At 66.2% G+C, this 19192-nt stretch carries 19 protein-coding genes; 14 read left to right on the top strand and 5 right to left on the bottom strand.

The annotated features are described in order from the left end of the window. Positions 1 to 490 precede the first annotated feature (490 nt). Entirely contained in the window at positions 491 to 1267 is a 777-nt protein-coding gene (locus CFB39_RS02565) for an enoyl-CoA hydratase (RefSeq protein WP_089472093.1), read from the bottom strand. Positions 1268 to 1396: 129 nt separating this feature from the next. Here CFB39_RS02565 and paaN point away from each other — a divergent pair, with 129 nt between their 5' ends. The 5 genes from paaN to paaK all read left to right on the top strand — a co-directional run bounded on the left by paaN (position 1397) and on the right by paaK (position 7021). After that, positions 1397 to 3103: a phenylacetic acid degradation protein PaaN gene (gene paaN / locus CFB39_RS02560; RefSeq protein ID WP_089472092.1), complete on the top strand. Its 1707-nt coding sequence runs from the start codon at positions 1397 to 1399 to the stop codon at positions 3101 to 3103. 87 nt (positions 3104 to 3190) lie between these two features. Beyond that, positions 3191 to 4393, top strand: coding sequence for a 3-oxoadipyl-CoA thiolase (gene pcaF / locus CFB39_RS02555; protein ID WP_089472091.1), 1203 nt, complete (start codon positions 3191 to 3193; stop codon positions 4391 to 4393). Positions 4394 to 4438: 45 nt separating this feature from the next. Continuing rightward, positions 4439 to 5230 (top strand): 2-(1,2-epoxy-1,2-dihydrophenyl)acetyl-CoA isomerase PaaG, encoded by a 792-nt coding sequence (gene paaG / locus CFB39_RS02550; RefSeq protein WP_089472090.1) that lies wholly within the window; start codon positions 4439 to 4441, stop codon positions 5228 to 5230. A gap of 1 nt (position 5231) precedes the next feature. Then, complete coding sequence (paaI, locus tag CFB39_RS02545) at positions 5232 to 5684, top strand: hydroxyphenylacetyl-CoA thioesterase PaaI (protein WP_071335534.1); 453 nt, start codon at positions 5232 to 5234, stop codon at positions 5682 to 5684. Between the two features lie 38 nt (positions 5685 to 5722). Further along, a complete protein-coding gene (gene paaK, locus CFB39_RS02540; RefSeq protein ID WP_089472089.1) occupies positions 5723 to 7021 on the top strand; it encodes a phenylacetate--CoA ligase PaaK in 1299 nt (432 codons plus the stop codon). Positions 7022 to 7285: 264 nt separating this feature from the next. Here paaK and CFB39_RS02535 read toward each other — a convergent pair whose 3' ends face one another. Continuing rightward, entirely contained in the window at positions 7286 to 8410 is a 1125-nt protein-coding gene (locus tag CFB39_RS02535) for a murein transglycosylase A (protein ID WP_226275398.1), read from the bottom strand. Between the two features lie 28 nt (positions 8411 to 8438). Here CFB39_RS02535 and CFB39_RS40690 point away from each other — a divergent pair, with 28 nt between their 5' ends. Continuing rightward, positions 8439 to 8570: a hypothetical protein gene (locus CFB39_RS40690; RefSeq protein WP_256940834.1), complete on the top strand. Its 132-nt coding sequence runs from the start codon at positions 8439 to 8441 to the stop codon at positions 8568 to 8570. A gap of 22 nt (positions 8571 to 8592) precedes the next feature. Here CFB39_RS40690 and apaG read toward each other — a convergent pair whose 3' ends face one another. After that, the gene (gene apaG, locus CFB39_RS02530) at positions 8593 to 8967 is read right to left on the bottom strand and encodes a Co2+/Mg2+ efflux protein ApaG (protein ID WP_011350820.1); all 375 of its coding nucleotides are present in this window, start codon (positions 8965 to 8967) and stop codon (positions 8593 to 8595) included. 178 nt (positions 8968 to 9145) lie between these two features. Between apaG and rpe the strand changes: the two genes are divergently transcribed. From rpe to CFB39_RS02490, 8 genes are all read left to right on the top strand, one after another. Then, entirely contained in the window at positions 9146 to 9832 is a 687-nt protein-coding gene (gene rpe, locus CFB39_RS02525; RefSeq protein WP_011883156.1) for a ribulose-phosphate 3-epimerase, read from the top strand. A gap of 4 nt (positions 9833 to 9836) precedes the next feature. Then, positions 9837 to 10601, top strand: coding sequence for a phosphoglycolate phosphatase (locus CFB39_RS02520; protein WP_089472088.1), 765 nt, complete (start codon positions 9837 to 9839; stop codon positions 10599 to 10601). Positions 10602 to 10958: 357 nt separating this feature from the next. Continuing rightward, positions 10959 to 12452, top strand: coding sequence for an anthranilate synthase component I (gene trpE / locus CFB39_RS02515; RefSeq protein WP_089472087.1), 1494 nt, complete (start codon positions 10959 to 10961; stop codon positions 12450 to 12452). A gap of 13 nt (positions 12453 to 12465) precedes the next feature. Continuing rightward, entirely contained in the window at positions 12466 to 13056 is a 591-nt protein-coding gene (locus CFB39_RS02510; protein ID WP_089472086.1) for an aminodeoxychorismate/anthranilate synthase component II, read from the top strand. A gap of 13 nt (positions 13057 to 13069) precedes the next feature. After that, complete coding sequence (gene trpD, locus CFB39_RS02505; RefSeq protein ID WP_043191545.1) at positions 13070 to 14101, top strand: anthranilate phosphoribosyltransferase; 1032 nt, start codon at positions 13070 to 13072, stop codon at positions 14099 to 14101. Between the two features lie 29 nt (positions 14102 to 14130). Further along, on the top strand, positions 14131 to 14916 hold the full coding sequence (gene trpC, locus CFB39_RS02500; RefSeq protein ID WP_089472085.1) for an indole-3-glycerol phosphate synthase TrpC: 786 nt from the start codon (positions 14131 to 14133) through the stop codon (positions 14914 to 14916). Beyond that, positions 14916 to 15542: a CYTH domain-containing protein gene (locus CFB39_RS02495; RefSeq protein ID WP_089472084.1), complete on the top strand. Its 627-nt coding sequence runs from the start codon at positions 14916 to 14918 to the stop codon at positions 15540 to 15542. The genes trpC and CFB39_RS02495 overlap by 1 nt, the downstream gene beginning before the upstream one ends. Before the next feature lie 12 nt (positions 15543 to 15554). Further along, positions 15555 to 16460, top strand: a complete 906-nt coding sequence (locus CFB39_RS02490; protein ID WP_089472083.1) for a uracil-DNA glycosylase — start codon at positions 15555 to 15557, stop codon at positions 16458 to 16460. A gap of 117 nt (positions 16461 to 16577) precedes the next feature. Here the strand turns inward: CFB39_RS02490 and CFB39_RS02485 are convergent, their stop codons facing one another. Together CFB39_RS02485 and CFB39_RS02480 are read right to left on the bottom strand one after the other, a co-directional pair. After that, a complete protein-coding gene (locus CFB39_RS02485; protein ID WP_089472082.1) occupies positions 16578 to 17174 on the bottom strand; it encodes an FMN-dependent NADH-azoreductase in 597 nt (198 codons plus the stop codon). 147 nt (positions 17175 to 17321) lie between these two features. Next, a complete protein-coding gene (locus CFB39_RS02480; protein ID WP_089472081.1) occupies positions 17322 to 19121 on the bottom strand; it encodes a M61 family metallopeptidase in 1800 nt (599 codons plus the stop codon). Between the last annotated feature and the right edge of the window lie 71 nt (positions 19122 to 19192).

Below are 19192 nucleotides of genomic sequence, written 5' to 3'. Positions count from 1 at the left end.
AACCTGACTTACTTTAGTGTGAGACTCTTGATACTTTCGCTATCTGATCCGAGGATCAGCTCGCTTTCATCAAGCGCCCACACTTATCGGCTGTTAATTTTTAAAGAGCATTCTGCGAGGAACTTCGTGTTTCCCGGCAGCGCTGCGTTTTCAGCAGCAGAGAAGCGAGATTATGAACCGTGTTTCGCAGTTCGTCAACAACTTTTTTACTGCATCGTTGCGACTGCGGGGCTCAACTTCCAGGCCAGCTGCGCGCTCCAGACTGCAAGCACACCGCCACCCTGCTTCCCTTCTCCCGCGCCGCGTTTCCGTTAGCGCGAAAGAGGCGTGATTCTAAGCACCCACCCTCGTCTACGCAAGCCCTTTGTGAAAATATTTTGAAAAAGCCCCCGTGCGCCGGCGCGCACGGGGGCTTTGGGCTCGACGGGCCGGGCAATCATGCAGACGACCGATACCGCAACGTCGCCGGCCAACTACCCCAGCAACTCGATCAGCGGTGCTTGAACACTGGCTTCCGTTTTTCGACGAATGCCGCCATCCCTTCCTTCTGGTCTTCGGTCGCGAACAGCGAATGGAACAGCCGACGCTCGAAGTGGACGCCTTCGGCCAGCGTCGTCTCGTACGCGCGGTTGACCGACTCCTTGACCATCATGACCGCCGGCAGCGAAAACTCGGCGATCGTCGCCGCGGCGGCAAGCGCCTCGTCGAGCAGCCTGTCGGCCGGCAGCACGCGCGACACGAGCCCCGCGCGCTCCGCTTCGGCAGCATCCATGAAGCGAGCCGTCAGGCACATATCCATCGCCTTCGCTTTCGACACCGCGCGCGGCAAGCGCTGCGTGCCGCCCGCACCCGGCATGACACCCAGCTTGATTTCCGGCTGGCCGAACTTGGCTGTGTCCGCCGCGAAGATGATGTCGCACATCATGGCCAGCTCGCAGCCACCACCCAGCGCAAAGCCCGAAACCGCCGCAATGATCGGCTTGCGGATCTCGCGGACCGTCTCCCAGTTGCGCGTGATGTAGTCGCCCCGGTAGACATCCATATAGGAGTAGGTCGCCATCATGCCGATGTCCGCGCCAGCCGCGAACGCCTTCTCGCTCCCGGTCACGACGATCGCACCGATGCCATCGTCCGCATCGAACGCTTTCAGCGCGGCTCCCAGTTCATCCATCAGCGCATCGTTCAGCGCATTCAGCGCCTTCGGGCGGTTCAGCGTAACCAGCCCGACACGCCCCCGGGTCTCCACCAGGATGTTCTCGTAAGCCATCTATTTCTCCTCGATCAATGAAATGAGAAACGCCTCGCACATGCGAATAGTTTGATGCTACCATTCTCCGACCAACCGGTCGGTTAATTAATCGATCCAACCCCTCTCAACGTCCATCAGGCTGCCGCCATGACCCATGCACTGTTCACGAAGCACGAAGACACGCTGAAACACGCACTCGCCGCCATCGAGAGCCGCGGGTACTGGAGCCCATTCGCCGAAATGCCGAGCCCCAAAGTGTACGGGGAAAGCGCGAACGCAGAGGGTGAGGCCGCGTTCAAGTCGCACCTCGACAAGACGTTCGCGATCGACCAGCCGGCATCCGGAGAAACGGTCGGCGCAGAGCGGTCGCCGTACGGCATTGCACTCGGCATCCGGTATCCGAAGTCGACGCCCGACGAACTGATCGCCGCCGCTGCCGCAGCACAACGCTCGTGGCGCGAAGCCGGCCCGAGCGCCTGGATCGGCGTCAGTCTCGAAATCCTCGCGCGCCTGAATCGCGCCAGCTTCGAAATCGCCTACAGCGTGATGCACACCACGGGGCAGGCATTCATGATGGCGTTCCAGGCCGGCGGCCCGCACGCGCAAGATCGTGCGCTCGAGGCAGTCGCCTATGCATGGGACGAACTGCGCCGCATCCCGGCCGACGCGCACTGGGAAAAGCCGCAAGGCAAGAACCCGCCGCTCGCGATGCACAAGCGCTACACGATCGTCCCGCGCGGCACCGGGCTCGTGCTCGGCTGCTGCACGTTCCCGACCTGGAACGGCTATCCCGGCCTGTTCGCCGATCTCGCAACCGGCAACACCGTGATCGTCAAGCCGCATCCGGGCGCGATCCTGCCGCTCGCCATCACCGTCCGGATCGCTCGCGACGTGCTGCGCGAAGCCGGTTTCGATCCGAACGTCGTCACGCTCCTCGCGACCGAACCCAACGACGGCGCACTCGTCCAGGATCTCGCGCTGCGCCCCGAGATCAAGCTGATCGACTTCACCGGCAGCACGCAAAACGGCACGTGGCTCGAACGCCATGCCCACCAGGCACAGGTCTATACAGAGAAGGCCGGCGTCAACCAGATCGTGATCGACTCGACCGACGACCTGAAGGCCGTCGCCAAGAACATTGCGTTCTCGCTGGCACTGTACTCCGGCCAGATGTGCACGGCACCGCAGAACATCTACGTGCCGCGCGACGGCATCCGGACGGCGGACGGCCATGCGAGCTTCGACGAGGTCGCACAAGCCATCGCCGTTGCCGTGCAAAAACTCACCGGCGACCCGGCACGCTCGGTCGAACTGATCGGCGCAATCCAGAACGAAAGCGTGACCGCACGCATCGACAACGCCCGCGAGCTCGGCCGCGTGCTCGCCGACAGCCTGACCCTCCAGCACCCTGCGTTCCCAGATGCCCGCGTGCGCACGCCGCTCGTGCTGCAACTCGACGTGGCCGATCGCGAGAAATTCACGCAGGAGTGGTTCGGCCCGATCTCGTTCGTGATCGCGACCGACTCGACCGCGCAGTCGCTCGACCTCGCCGGGGAAATCGCGGCCGAACATGGCGCGCTGACCCTCTCCGTCTACAGCACCGACGACGCGATCGTCGACGCCGCCCACGACGCGGCGGTACGCGGCGGCGTCGCACTGTCGATCAACCTGACGGGCGGCGTGTTCGTGAACCAGTCTGCCGCGTTCTCGGATTTCCACGGCACGGGCGCGAATCCGGCAGCCAACGCGGCGTTGGCCGACCCGGCGTTCGTCGCCAACCGGTTCCGCGTAGTGCAAAGCCGTGTCCATGTTGCGCCGAAAGCAGCACCGGTGGAAGCCGGCCAACCGGCATAACCCGAATGGCCGACGTGCAAACGCCGCCACGTTCTCTACCATGAACGAATCCGCCACCCGGCGGGTTCGTTGCTCATCGATACGCCCATGACAGACGCCTATATCTGCGACGCGATTCGCACTCCCATCGGCCGCTACGGCGGCGCCCTGAAAGATGTCCGCGCCGACGACCTCGGTGCGGTGCCGCTCAAGGCGCTCGTCGAGCGCAACCGTGACGTCGACTGGACGGCGATCGACGACGTGATCTACGGCTGCGCGAACCAGGCCGGCGAGGACAACCGCAACGTCGCGCGCATGTCGGCGCTGCTCGCCGGCCTGCCGACCGACGTGCCCGGCACGACGCTGAACCGGCTGTGCGGCTCCGGGATGGACGCGGTCGGCACAGCCGCGCGCGCGATCAAGGCGGGCGAGGCGCGCCTGACGATCGCAGGGGGCGTCGAGAGCATGACGCGTGCGCCGTTCGTGATGGGCAAGGCCACGAGCGCGTTCGCACGCCAGGCCGACATTTTCGACACGACGATCGGCTGGCGCTTCATCAATCCGCAGATGAAACAGCTGTATGGCGTCGATTCGATGCCCGAGACGGCCGAAAACGTCGCGGTCGACTACAACATCAGCCGAGCCGACCAGGATCTGTTCGCGCTCCGCAGCCAGCAGAAGGCCGCACGTGCGCAGCAGGACGGCACGCTTGCCGACGAAATCGTTGCCGTCACGATTCCGCAGAAGAAAGGCGATCCGGTGGTCGTCTCGCGTGACGAGCATCCGCGCGAGACATCGCTCGAAGCGCTCGCGAAGCTGAAGGGCGTCGTGCGCCCGGACGGCTCAGTGACGGCCGGCAACGCCTCGGGCGTCAACGACGGTGCGTGCGCGCTGCTGCTCGCCAATGCGCAGGCAGCCGACCAGTACGGCCTGCGCCGCCGCGCACGCGTCATCGGCATGGCGACAGCCGGCGTCGCGCCGCGCGTGATGGGCATCGGCCCCGCGCCGGCGACGCAAAAACTGCTGCATCAGCTCGGCATGACCATCGACCAGTTCGACGTGATCGAGCTGAACGAGGCGTTCGCGTCGCAAGGTCTCGCGGTGCTGCGCATGCTCGGCGTCGCCGACGACGATCCGCGCGTGAACCCGAACGGTGGCGCAATCGCATTGGGCCATCCGCTCGGCGCATCGGGCGCCCGGCTCGTGACCACGGCGCTCCACCAACTCGAGCGTACGGGCGGCCGCTTTGCGCTCTGTACGATGTGCATCGGCGTCGGCCAGGGCATCGCACTCGCGATCGAACGCGTGTAACCGACGCACCGCACGCCTATAACGAAGTCATGAAGGAGACACCGCATGTCCTATCAGGCGATTCAGCTGGAAATCGATCAGGCCTCGAACGTAGCCACGATTACCCTCAACCGCCCCGACAAGCTGAACAGCTTTACGCGGGCGATGCATCGCGAGTTGCAGTCGGCACTCGATGATGTCGAGGCGGCCGGCGCGCGCGCGCTGATCCTGACAGGTGCGGGGCGCGGCTTCTGCGCGGGCCAGGACCTGGCTGATCTCGACTTCACGCCGGGCGCGTCCACCGATCTCGGCGCGCTGATCGACGAGCACTTCAATCCACTGATCCGCCGCCTGCAGCGTCTGCCGATTCCGGTGATCGCCGCCGTCAACGGCACGGCGGCCGGCGCCGGTGCGAACCTCGCGCTCGCCTGCGATCTCGTGTTCGCCGCCCGCTCGAGCAGTTTCATCCAGGCCTTCGTCAAGATCGGTCTCGTGCCCGATTCGGGCGGCACGTGGTTCCTGCCGCAACGCGTCGGCATGGCACGCGCGCTGGCGCTCGCGCTGACCGGCGACAAGCTCGGCGCCGAACAGGCCGAGCAATGGGGCTTGATCTGGCGCGCGGTCGACGACGACGCGCTCGCTGCGTCAGCCCGTCAGCTCGCCACCCAGCTCGCGCAGCAGCCGACGCTCGCGATCGCATCGATCAAGCAATCGATGCGTGCCAGTGTCACGAACACGCTCGACCAGCAACTCGACATGGAACGCGACCTGCAGCGCATGCTCGGCCAGTCGCAGGACTACGCGGAAGGCGTGAAGGCATTCATCGAGAAGCGTGCGCCGCGCTTCGAGGGGCGTTGACATGACAAACGCCACTGCCACGCTCGACCCCGATGCGCTCGCCCGCGCCACCGCGCGGGCCATGTACGACGCCGACGCATGCAGCCGTGCGTTCGGGATGGAAATCGCCGAAGTACGCGCCGGCTACGCGCGCCTGCAGATGCGCGTGCGGCCCGAATTCCTGAACGGGCATCAGACCTGCCATGGCGGAATCATCTTCACGCTAGCCGATTCGACCTTCGCGTTCGCGTGCAACTCGTACAACGTGAATACCGTCGCGGCCGGCTGCTCGATCGAATTCCTGCGCCCCGTGCACGGCGATGACGTGCTGACGGCCGAGGCGATCGAGCAGGCGCGCGCCGGCCGCCAAGGCATCTACGACATCCGCGTCACGAACCAGACCGGCGAAACCGTCGCGATGTTTCGCGGCAAATCCGCCCAGATCAAGGGCACGGTCATCCCGGAAGACCGCTGACGTCGACGGCTCGCACAAAACAAACACTGGAGACATGCATGACTACCCCGCTACCGCTCGAGCCGATCGAGACCGCCTCACGCGACGAGCTGACCGCGCTGCAGCTCGAGCGCCTCAAGTGGTCGCTCCGGCATGCGTATGACCACTCCCCCGTCTATCGTCGCAAGTTCGACGACGCGGGTGTCCATCCGGACGACCTGAAGACGCTCGCCGACCTGTCGCGCTTCCCGTTCACGACGAAGAGCGACCTGCGCGACAGTTACCCGTTCGGGATGTTCGCGGTGCCGCAGGACCAGATCTCGCGCATTCATGCGTCGTCGGGCACGACCGGCAAGCCGACGGTCGTCGGCTATACGGCCGGTGACATCGACACATGGGCGAATCTCGTCGCGCGCTCGATCCGCGCCGCCGGTGCGCGCCGCGGCGACAAGGTGCACGTCAGCTACGGCTACGGCTTGTTCACGGGCGGGCTTGGCGCACACTACGGCGCCGAACGCGCAGGGCTGACCGTGATCCCGTTCGGTGGCGGCCAGACCGAGAAGCAGGTGCAGCTGATCCAGGATTTCCGACCCGACATCATCATGGTGACGCCGAGCTACATGCTGTCGATCGCCGACGAAATCGAGCGCCAGGGTCTCGATCCCGTGCAGAGTTCGCTGCGCATCGGCATCTTCGGCGCGGAACCCTGGACCAACGACATGCGCGTCGCGATCGAGCAGCGGATGGGCATCGATGCGGTCGACATTTACGGGCTGTCCGAAGTGATGGGCCCCGGCGTCGCGTCCGAATGCGTCGAGACCAAGGACGGCCCGACCATCTGGGAAGACCACTTCTATCCGGAAATCATCGATCCCGAAACCGGCGAAGTGCTTCCGGACGGTGAACTCGGCGAGCTCGTGTTCACGTCGCTGACGAAGGAGGCGCTGCCGATCGTCCGCTACCGGACCCGCGACCTCACGCGGCTGTTGCCCGGCACTGCCCGCACGATGCGCCGGATGGAGAAGATCACCGGGCGCTCGGACGACATGATGATCGTGCGCGGCGTCAACGTGTTCCCGACGCAAATCGAGGAGCAGTTGCTCAAGCAGCGCGCGCTCGCCCCGCACTATCAGATCGTGCTGACGAAGGAAGGCCCGCTCGACGTGCTGACGCTTAATGTCGAGCCTTGCCCCGAGACAGCACCCGATACGGCGGCGATCCATGCGGCAAAACAGGCGCTCGCCTACGACATCAAGTCGCTGATCGGCGTGACGGCCGTGATCAACGTGCTGCCCGTGAACGGGATCGAGCGGTCGGTCGGCAAGGCGCGACGCGTCGTCGACAAGCGCAGGGTCTGACGAAAATCGCTGCGCGTCAATCACGCGCGGTGAATCCGTGGCTGCAAATGAAACAGCCTGATCGGCCAACACCGATCGGGCTGTTTCATTCCGGGATGCCTTTGGCCATCCGCCGACGCAACAAGCGCATCACGAAATCTGACACAGCACGTCCGCCCTCACGATCCGAGCGACGTGCCCCGCGCACACCGCCGCTTCCGCGAATGCCGCGTCTACCGCATCGGCGGTGACCCGAGAAACCCCAGCCACCCGCGCCGCGTCACATCAGGAATTCGGGAACAGCAGCCACATCCGGCCGACCTGCTTCATCCGCCCGGCCTGATCGCCAGCATCGTCGCCGAGCCCCCAGAAATAGTCGGCCCGCACGCCGCCCTTGATCGCGGAGCCCGTATCCTGCGCGAACACGAGCCGGTTCATCGGCGTATTCGTCAGCGGGCGCGTGGTCTGCAGGAACACGGGCGTGCCAAGCGGGATCGACGACGGGTCGACGGCGATCGAACGCTCCGGCGTCAGCGGCACGCCCAGCGCGCCGATCGGGCCGTCCGCGCCGCCGTGCGGTGCATCTTCCTTGGTCGGCATGTCGCGGAAGAACACGAACCGCGGGTTCGTGTCGAGCAACGCGTCGACCCGGGTCGGGTTCGCCTTCGCCCACGCCTTGATGCCCTGCATCGTCGCCTGGGCGGGCGTCAGCTCACCGCGATCGAGCAGCCACTTGCCGATCGAGCGGTACGGCTGGTTGTTGGTGCCGCCGAAGCCGACCCGCATCACCGAACCGTCGTCGAGCAGCACGCGCCCCGAACCCTGCACCTGCAGGAAGAACGCTTCGATCGGGTCGTCGACCCACACGAGTTCGTTGCCGTTCAGGATGCCGGCGCGTTCGAGCTGCGCGCGTGCCGGCAGCGCGGCGCCCGCGCGATAACCGGCCGGCCAGCGGTAGAGCGCGTACTGATACGGACCGCGACGCACGCGCGAACCGTGCAGCAGCGGCTCGTAATAGCCGGTCACGAGCCCGTCGAGCGTACCGTCGGTGTTCGCAAGCTGGAACGGCGTGAAATACGTTTCGAAGAACGTGCGTGCACTGCTGACGTCGAGCTCGTCGAGCCGGTCGGCGGCCGCGCAAGCGCGTGCCCAGGCTGGCTGGCGCGCGAGCCGCACGCAGTTCTGTCGCAGCGCGGCGGTTGCGCCGAGCAGCGAATCGTCCTGCCAGCCCGGCACCTGCTGCCACGCGACCGGCGTGAGCCGCTTCGCGGCGACCTGCCCCGGCACGATCGCCGCGCCGGTCGGCGGCTTCAGCGACGACGTCCGCGTCGGCGCGCCACCGCACGCTGCCAGCAGCGCCGCTGCCGCAGCGGCCGCCACCCACCCGGCCACCCGGGGCCCAAACCACATACAATGTCCGTTCTTGATGGAAACCGCCATGTCAGATTTTCTCGACCAATATCCGATGCTCATCTTCGCGCTCGAAGCCTTCGTCGCGCTCGCCCTGCTGATCTTCATCGTCGTGTGGACGTCGTCGGGCAGAAAGAAGCACACCCGCAAGCCGCGCTAACACCCTGACGCACTCCGCCCGCTCAATGCAACGTGCGCGGCATGTGCAGTGCGAACTCGTCGACCGGCGCCTCGAAACGCTCGCCGTCCTCCGCCACGCAGAAGTACGCGCCACGCATCGTGCCGACCGGCGTCGCGATCACGGCCCAGCTCGTGTACTCGAAGTGCTCGCCCGGCTGGAGCAGCGGCTGGTGCCCGACGACGCCGAGCCCCTTCACTTCCTGCACGTGGTTCTCGCTGTCCGTGATGATCCAGTGACGCGCGATCAGCTGTGCTGCGACCTGTCCCGTGTTGCGGATCGTCAGCGTGTACGCGAATGCGTATTGACGGCGATCGGGGTCGGATTGTTCCGGCAAGTAGCTGGTTTTCACCGAAACGGTGAATTGATACTGACTCATGGTGTTTCCGCTGGAAGATGACCGCCCGTGCCGGCATGGGCAACGGGGCCGCGGGCGCGCCGCATTGGTTCGGCATTCTATGCGCAATCCGGCCTCGACCGCACGGCCTGCCGCCGCGCACCGGGTCGCCGGACGGTAGAATGGCGGTTTTGCGCCGCAACGTCCCCGCTCCCCTGCCATGACCCAATTCCGCATCGCTCCCAGCATCCTGTCGGCCGATTTCGCACGGCTCGGCGAAGAAGTCCGCAACGTGGTCGCCGCCGGCGCCGACTGGATCCACTTCGACGTGATGGACAACCATTACGTGCCGAACCTGACCATCGGTCCGCTCGTGTGCGAAGCGATCCGCCCGCACGTGCAGGTGCCGATCGATGTGCACCTGATGGTGCGCCCGGTCGACCGGATCGTGCCCGATTTTGCGAAGGCCGGTGCCAACCTGATCAGCTTCCACCCGGAAGGCTCCGATCACATCGACCGCACGCTGTCGCTGATCCGCGACCACGGCTGCAAGGCCGGCCTTGTGTTCAACCCGGCCACGCCGCTGAACTACCTCGACCACGTGATGGACCGCCTCGACTTCGTGCTGCTGATGTCGGTCAACCCGGGCTTCGGCGGCCAGTCGTTCATTCCGGAGACGCTGAACAAGCTGCGCGAAGCACGCGCACGCATCGACGCGTACACCGAGCGCACCGGCCGCGAGATCCTGCTCGAGGTCGACGGCGGCGTGAAGACCGACAACATCGCGGAAATCGCGGCGGCCGGCGCCGACACCTTCGTCGCGGGTTCGGCGATCTTCGGCAAGCCCGACTACCGCAAGGTGATCGACGAGATGCGCGCCGCGCTCGCTACCGTCGAGCGGAGCTGACGCCGTGGCCGACTCGTCGCTCGCCGGCCATGCGCCGGCCGGGGCCGTACCGGAAGCCACTCCGATCCGCTTCGCCACGTCACGCATCGACGCGGCGCTGATCGATCTCGACGGCACCATGGTCGATACGGCCGACGATTTCACGGCCGGCCTGAACGGGATGCTCGCGCAGCTCGGCGCGCCGGCCACGTCGCGCGACGAGGTGATCGGCTACGTCGGCAAGGGCTCCGAACACCTGATCCAGAGCGTGCTGAAGCCGCGCTTCGCGGCCGACGAGGCGCACGCGCGCTTCGACGACGCGCTGGCGATCTACCAGACCGAGTACGCGAAGATCAACGGCCGCCACACCCGCCTCTACCCGGACGTGGCCGCCGGTCTCGACGCGCTGCGCGCAGCCGGCATCCGGCTCGCGTGCGTGACGAACAAGCCGCATCGCTTCGCGGTCGAGCTGCTCGAGCAATACGGGCTGGCCGATTGCTTCGGCATCGTGCTCGGCGGCGACAGCGTCGCGCGCAAGAAGCCCGATCCGCTGCCGATGCTGACGGCCTGCAACGCGCTCGGCGTCGCACCGGATGCGGCAGTCGCGATCGGCGACTCGGAAAACGATGCGCTGGCAGGCCGCGCGGCCGGGATGGCGACGCTGACGGTGCCGTACGGCTACAACCATGGCAAAGCTATACAAACGATAAATTCGGATGGTATAGTCGATTCGTTGCTGGTCGCAGCTCGCGCAATCTCCGCGCACAACGCCGGCCGGCCAACCCTCTGATTATTTCTTCCATCTGCATGTTTCTGAATAAAAAACGGAGTCTGAGCAGCATCGACCGGGGAGCCTGGCCCTGGCGTCGCTGGTCGCGCTAACCTCTTCGATGAGGTACGCTGAAGCACGTCTTCAGCGCCGTTTTTTATCTCGCTGCGCATCCGCGCGCCGATCGTCGCACCACCTCGAGTTCTACCGCGTCCGAACGCCTGCGTTCAGGCACGGCCGCAGGCTCGCGACGTTCACGCCCGGAGTGCCGGCCGGCAACAGGCACTTCTCGATCGACCGCCCTTTCGCCGACGGCAACCCGCGCAGCGTCAAGTGATCCCTGGCGCACGCGCCGCTCGTCCCGAACAGGACCGGAACATGACCGAACTCGAATTTCAATCGCTCGCGAACGAAGGCTACAACCGCATCCCGCTGATCGCGGAAGCCCTCGCCGATCTCGAAACGCCGCTGTCCCTCTACCTGAAGCTGGCCCAGCCTGAACGCTCGGGCGCCAACTCGTTCCTGCTCGAATCGGTGGTCGGCGGCGAACGCTTCGGCCGCTATTCGTTCATCGGCCTGCCCGCCCGTACGCTCGTGCGGACCCGCAACGGCGTGTCGGAAGTCGTGCGCGACGGCCAGGTCGTCGAGACGCATGACGGCGACCCGTTCCAGTTCATCGAATCGTTCCAGGCGCGCTTCAAGGTGGCGCAGCGCCCGGGCCTGCCACGCTTCTGCGGCGGTCTCGCCGGCTATTTCGGCTACGACGCGGTGCGCTACATCGAGAAGAAGCTCGCGAACACCGCACCGCGCGACGATCTCGGCCTGCCCGACATCCAGTTGCTGCTGACCGAGGAAGTCGCGGTCATCGACAACCTCGCCGGCAAGCTGTACCTGATCATCTACGCGGACCCGAGCCAGGCCGAAGCCTATACGAAGGCGAAACAGCGCCTGCGCGAACTGAAGCAGCGCCTGCGCACGACCGTGCAGCCGCCGGTCACGTCGGCGAGCGTGCGCACCGAGACGTTCCGCGAATTCAAGAAGGATGATTATCTGGCCGCCGTGCGCCAGGCGAAGGAATACATCGCGGCCGGCGAGCTGATGCAGATCCAGGTCGGCCAGCGCCTGACGAAGCCGTACCGCGACAATCCGCTGTCGTTGTATCGCGCGCTGCGTTCGCTGAACCCGTCGCCGTACATGTACTACTACAACTTCGGCGATTTCCACGTGGTCGGCGCATCGCCGGAAATCCTCGTGCGCCAGGAAAAGCGCGGCGAAGACCAGATCGTCACGATCCGCCCGCTTGCCGGCACGCGCCCGCGCGGCAACACGCCCGAGCGCGACGCGGAACTCGCGACCGAGCTGCTCAACGATCCGAAGGAGATCGCCGAGCACGTGATGCTGATCGACCTCGCGCGCAACGACGTCGGCCGCATCGCGGAAATCGGCTCGGTGCACGTGACCGACCAGATGGTCATCGAGAAATACTCGCACGTGCAGCACATCGTCAGCTCGGTCGAAGGCAAGCTGAAGCCCGGCATGACGAACTACGACGTGCTGCGCGCGACGTTCCCGGCCGGCACGCTGTCCGGCGCGCCGAAGGTCCGTGCGATGGAACTGATCGACGAACTCGAGCCGGTCAAGCGCGGGCTGTACGGCGGCGCCGTCGGCTACCTGTCGTTCTCGGGCGAGATGGATCTCGCGATCGCGATCCGCACGGGCCTGATCCACAACGGCAACCTGTACGTGCAAGCGGCGGCCGGCGTCGTCGCGGATTCGGTGCCCGAATCCGAATGGCAAGAGACTGAGAACAAGGCGCGCGCGGTGCTGCGTGCGTCCGAACAGGTCCAGGACGGCCTCGATAGCGACTTCTGACCGGAGACTGACCATGCTGCTCATGATCGACAACTACGACTCGTTTACCTACAACCTGGTCCAGTACTTCGGCGAACTCGGCGAGGACGTGCGCACCTACCGCAACGACGAAATCACGCTCGACGAAATCGCGCGCCTGAACCCCGATGCGATCTGCCTGTCGCCCGGCCCGAGCAATCCGCAGCACGCGGGCATCACGCTCGACGTGCTGAAGGAATTCGCGGGCAGGAAGCCGATCCTCGGCGTGTGCCTCGGCCATCAGGCGATCGGCGAGGCCTTCGGCGGCCGCGTCGTGCGCGCGAAGACCATCATGCACGGCAAGGTGAGCAAGATCGAAACCGACTGCCGCGGCGTGTTCGCCGACCTGCCGAAGCACTTCGACGTCACGCGCTATCACTCGCTCGCGATCGAGCGCGAATCGCTGCCCGACTGCCTCGAGGTGTCCGCCTGGACCGACGACGGCGAAATCATGGGCGTGCGCCACAAGACGCTGCCGATCGAAGGCGTGCAGTTCCACCCGGAATCGATCCTGTCCGAGCATGGCCACGCGCTGCTCGAGAATTTCCTGAAACAGGCCCGCGCCGCGGCCGCGCAAGCCGCCTGACGGGAGCCTCACGATGACGATTACCCCGCAGGAAGCGCTGCAGCGCACGATCGAACACCGCGAAATCTTCCACGACGAGATGCTGCATCTGATGCGGCTCATCATGCGCGGCGACATGTCGCCCGTGATGGCGGCCGCGATCATCACCGGGCTGCGCGTGAAGAAGGAGACGATCGGCGAGATCGCCGCCGCCGCGACCGTGATGCGCGAATTCGCGAACCACGTCGAGGTGCAGGACAACTCGAACTTCGTCGACATCGTCGGCACCGGCGGCGACGGCTCGCACACGTTCAACATCTCGACCGCGTCGATGTTCGTCACGGCCGCGGCCGGCGCGAAAGTCGCGAAGCACGGCAACCGCGGCGTATCGAGCAAGTCCGGCAGCGCCGACGTGCTCGAGGCGCTCGGCGTGAACATCGACCTGCAGTCCGACCAGGTTGCCGCGTCGATCGCCGAAACGGGCATGGGCTTCATGTTCGCGCCGAACCATCACCCGGCGATGAAGAACATCGCGGCCGTGCGCCGCGAGCTCGGCGTGCGCACGATCTTCAACATCCTCGGCCCGCTGACCAACCCGGCCGGCGCGCCAAACCAGCTGATGGGCGTGTTCCACCCCGACCTCGTCGGCATCCAGGTGCGCGTGATGCAGCGCCTGGGCGCGCAGCACGTGCTGGTCGTGTACGGCAAGGACGGGATGGACGAGGTATCGCTCGGTGCGGCAACGCTCGTCGGCGAGCTGCGCGACGGCAAGGTGCACGAATACGAGATCCATCCGGAAGACTTCGGCCTGCAGATGGTGTCGAACCGCACGCTGAAGGTTGAAAATGCCGACGAATCGCGCACGATGCTGCTCGGCGCGCTGGACAACCAGCCGGGCGTCGCGCGTGAGATCGTCACGCTGAACGCCGGCACCGCGCTCTATGCGGCGAACGTAGCCGAGTCGATCGCGGACGGCATCCAGCTCGCCCGCGAAGCGATCGCGAGCGGCAAGGCCCGCGCGAAAGTCGACGAACTCGTGCGCTTCACGCAGCAGTTCAAGCGCTGACTCCCCTTACGAATCAAGCAGGAATCCACATGAGCGACATTCTCGACCGAATCATCGCCGTCAAGCGCGAAGAAGTCGCGGCGGCCATGCGCAGCGCGCCGCTCGAGGCACTGAAACTGGAAGCGTCCGCGCGCGACCTGCGCGACTTCGTCGGCGCATTGCGCGCGAAGCATGCGGCCGGCCACGCGGCCGTGATTTCCGAAATCAAGAAGGCCAGCCCGTCGAAGGGCGTGCTGCGCGAGCATTTCGTGCCGGCCGACATCGCGCGTTCGTATGCAGCGCACGGCGCCGCGTGCCTGTCGGTGCTGACCGACGAGCAGTTCTTCCAGGGCAGCGCCCGCTATCTCGAACAAGCGCGCGCGGCCTGCGAACTGCCGGTGCTGCGCAAGGACTTCATCGTCGACGCGTACCAGATCATCGAAGCGCGCGCGATGGGTGCCGACGCGATCCTGCTGATCGCCGCCGCGCTCGACACGCCGCTGATGCAGGATCTCGAAGCGTATGCGCACTCGCTCGGCCTCGCGGTGCTGGTCGAAGTCCACGACCGCAACGAGATGGAGCAGGCGCTGACGCTCAAGACGCCGCTGCTCGGCATCAACAACCGCAACCTGCGCACGTTCGAGACGTCGATCCAGACCACGCTCGACATGCTCGACATGATTCCGGCGGACCGGATCGTCGTGACCGAATCCGGCATCCTGTCGCGCACCGACGTCGACACGATGCGTGCGGCAAACGTGAACACGTTCCTCGTCGGCGAGGCGTTCATGCGCGCCGAGCAGCCGGGCGAGGAACTCGCACGGATGTTCTTCTGATGGCAATCGAAAAGGAAATCAAGCTCGCGCTGCCGGCCGGCCATGCCGACGCCGCGCGACGCTTCTTCGAGACGCTGACCGGCGAACCCGGTCGCGACGTCACGCTCGCGAACGTCTATTACGACACGCCCGATCTCGCGCTGGCCCGCTCGAAGAGCGCGGTGCGCGTGCGCCGCACGCCGCAAGGCTGGCTGCAGACGTTCAAGACGGTCGGCAGCGCGGAAGGCGGCCTGCATCGCCGCCACGAGTGGGAGCTGCCGGTCGCCGGCGACGCGCTCGAAATCGACGCGCTCGTCGCGGCCTGCGACGTGCCGGAAGCCGCCGCCGCGCTGAATGACGCGGCCGGCTCGCTGTCGGCGCTGTTCCGCACGGATTTTTCGCGTACGCTGTGGCGCATCGCAATCGGCGGCGCAACGGTCGAAGCCGCGGTGGACCTCGGCGAGATCGTCGTCCAGGCGGAACACGAAACGCGCCGCGAACCGATCAGCGAAATCGAACTCGAACTGATCGACGGCCCGGAGGCGGCGCTTGCAACGCTCGCCGCCGAATTGCAGCAAGCGCTGCCGGGCCTCGTTCCCGAAAACATCAGCAAGGCGCAGCGCGGCTACCGGCTGCGCGCGCAATAACCCGCATCACGCATGGCAACCCGCAAGACTTCCCGCGCGCCGCAACAGGCGTCGCTGTTCGATGATCCCGTGCCGGAAACGGCACCGGCCGATATTCCGCCGCCGGCGCCCGAAGCGCCCGCGGCCGGACGCAAGCCCGCCAAGAAAGCCGCCGCTCCTGCTGCGGCCCCGACGGCACCCCAGCCCGTTGCCGCCGACGTCCCGCACCTCGCCGCGCAATTCGACGCGCTGCCGCCCGTCTGGCGCGACGTGCTGAAACCCTTTACCGACAGCGACGCGTACGCGCCGCTGTGCCGCTTCGTCGATGACGAGCGTGCGGCCGGCAAGACGGTCTACCCGACCGACGTGTTCCGCGCGCTGCGCCTGACGAGCCCGGACGACGTGAAGGTCGTGATCCTCGGCCAGGATCCGTACCACGGCGACGATCGCGGCACGCCGCAGGCGCACGGGCTCGCGTTCTCGGTGCCGCCGGCCGTGCGCATGCCGCCGTCGCTGCGCAACATCTTCAAGGAAATCACCGCGAACTTCGGCCACGACACACCGCGCCACGGCTGCCTCGACACCTGGGCGCGCCAGGGCGTGCTGCTGCTCAACACGGTGCTGACGGTCGAGCGCGGGGCCGCCGCGAGCCATGCGAAGCGCGGTTGGGAGCAATGTACGGACACGCTGATCCGCGAACTCGCCGGCCGCCATCAGGGGCTCGTCTTCATGCTGTGGGGCGCCCACGCGCAGGCGAAGCGCGCGCTGTTCGACGCCAGCGCGCACCGCGTGCTCGAGGCGCCGCATCCGTCGCCGCTGTCCGCGCACCGCGGCTTCCTCGGCTGCCGCCATTTCGCGCTCGCGAACGATTATCTGGTCGAGGCAGGCCGCGAACCGATCGACTGGCGCCTGCCTGACGTGGCGGAAACGCTCGCGTAACCGCTGCACCGCCGTTCGTTCGCCACGGCAGCCGGTATGCAAAAACGCCGCGCCCCTTTCGGGACGCGGCGTTTTTTTGTCGGGCGACGCGGCGGGTGCGACGCACCCGCATCGACCTTACGCGGCGGCGATCGCTTCGCGTGCGCCAGCCAGCGCTGCGCTTTGCGCATCCGCGCCGAGGTTCAGGCCTTCCGCGAAGATGAAGTTCACGTCGGTCATGCCGACGAAGCCGAGGAACGTGCGCAGGTACGGGGTCTGGCTGTCGTTCGGCGTACCGGCGTACTTGCCGCCGCGGGCCGTCACCACGTGAACCTTCTTGCCCTTGATCAGGCCTTCCGGACCGTTCTCGGTGTAGCGGAACGTGACGCCTGCACGTGCGATCCAGTCGAAGTACGTCTTCAGTTGCGACGAGATGCCGAAGTTGTACATCGGTGCGCCGATCACGATGATGTCGGCAGCTTGCAGTTCGGCGATCAGTGCATCGCTCTTCGCGACGATCGCATTCTGTTCCGCGGTGCGCTGGTCGGCCGGCGTGAAGAACGCGCCGAGCACCGATTCGTCGAGGTGCGGCAGCGCATCGGCCAGCAGGTCGCGAACCACGACGTTCGCGCCGGGGTTCGATTGTTGCAGCTTTGCCGTCAGTTCGTTGGCCAGCAGCGTGGATTGCGCACCTTGCGAACGCGCGGCGGAATTGATTTGCAGAATGGTCGTCATGTCAGGCTCCAGTAGGGTTGCGCTTTGGTAGCGCGAGTGACGCCATTGTGCGTGGCCGAATGATCGCGAAAAAGCGGGTTCAGGGCGACGGATTGTTGCAACAGCAGAACAATCGTTGATCGTGCCCCGATACCCGCTTCCGACCGCTCACCCCTTCAGCCAGGCCTCCCGGGCCTTCGAGACCGCGGCCGGCTTCGCGGCCGCCGTCAGCCGGTAGCGCGTGACTTCCGGGCCGTCGAGCTTCAGTTTCGCGATGCGCAGCTCGTCGCGACGGAAGGCGTGAACCTCGATCTTGTCACCCGGCCGGTAGCGCGCGAGCAGTGCGTCGAGGTTGGTGCCCGTGACGCGCAGCCCGTCGACCGCGATCAGCGTGTCGCCAGCCGACAGCCCCGCGCGATGTGCGGCGCCGCCTTCGTAGACGGCCGCGAACGTGCAGTCCGCGCCGCCGCGCAGGCGCGCGCCGATCGTCGGCTTCGCGATCGCGCCGTTCGCCACATCGGGCGCGAGCGTCACGCCGAACGGTGCGAGCAGTTCGGCGAGCGGCAGGTCGCGCGTGCCGTGCACGGCATCGGCGAACAGGCGGCCGAGCGCGACGCCCGTCGCCTCCTCGATCAGCGCCTCGACTTCGTTCTCCTCGACGCCCGCCTGCTTGCCGCGATAGAAATCGCGGCCGTAGCGCTGCCACAGCAGGCGCATCACGTCGTCGAGCGACTTCTTGTTGCGCGTCTGCGCGCGGATCGCGAGATCGAAGGCGAGCGCGACCAGCGAACCCTTCGTGTAGTAGCTGACGATTGCATTGGTCGCGTTCTCGTCCTGGCGGTAGTACTTGATCCACGCGTCGAACGAGCTTTCGGCGACGCTTTGCTTCAGGCGCCCCGTGCCGCGCAACACGCCGCCGACCGTACGGCCGAGCGCCGCGAAATATTCGTCCTGCGACATCAGCCCGCTGCGCACCAGCATCAGGTCGTCGTAATACGACGTGAAGCCTTCGAACAGCCACAGCAGCGACGTGTAGTTTTCCTTCGACAGGTCGTACGGCACGAACGCCGCCGGCTTGATGCGCTTCACGTTCCACGTATGGAAGTACTCGTGGCTGCAGAGCCCGAGATACGTGCGATAGCCTTCCGTCGTTTCGGGCCGCCCTTTCACCGGCAGGTCGGTGCGGTTGCAGATCAGCGCGGTCGACGCGCGGTGCTCGAGGCCCCCGTAGCCGTCGCTGACCGCCAGCGTCATGAACACGTAGCGGTCCATCGGCGCTTTCTTCGATTTCGGCTCGAACAGCGCGATCTGCGCTTCGCACACGCGCTTCAGGTCGGCGCGCAGGCGCTCCAGGTCAAGCTGCGTCACGCGCCCCGCGATCACGATGTCATGCGGCACGCCATGCGCGTCGAACGTCGCGAGCGCGAATTCGCCGATCGTCACCGGATGGTCGGAGAGCTCGTCGTAGTTCGCTGCGCGATATGCACCGAACCCGTAGCGCTTGGTGCCGCGCGCCTCAGGCAGCGACGTACCGACGCGCCATGCGCGGAACGCCGCACCGGCCGGCTTCGCGATGTCGACTTCACACGGCGCATCCTCGCGGCCCGCAACGCTCAGGAACACGGCCGTCGCGTTGAAGAAGCCGCCCGATTCGTCGAGATACGCGGAGCGTACCGACAGGTCCCACGCATACACGTCGTAGCGCAGCGTCAGCGTGCCGTTCACGGGTGCGGCCTGCCACGTGTGCTTGTCGGTCTTCGCGATCCGCACCTTGCGGCCCGCGTCATTGAAAGCGCCGAGCGTCACGATATTGCGCGCGAACTCGCGCACCAGGTAGCTGCCCGGAATCCACACCGGCAACGAAAAGCGCTGGCCTTCGGGGTCGGGATCGGTGACCGTCACCGACACTTCGAACAGGTGCGCGGCAAGATCTTTCGGAACAATCGAATAGCGGATCGGCTGGGTCATCGTGGCAATCGGTCGGTCGAATACGGCGGCGGAAACGAAGAGAGGCGCCGGCAGATGCGGGCGCCCCTCGC

This window comes from Burkholderia sp. AU6039 (genome assembly GCF_002223365.1).
Taxonomy (GTDB): Bacteria; Pseudomonadota; Gammaproteobacteria; order Burkholderiales; family Burkholderiaceae; genus Burkholderia.
Note: the sequence above shows the minus strand (reverse complement) of the source record. Positions and strands in the feature narration are given on the sequence as shown.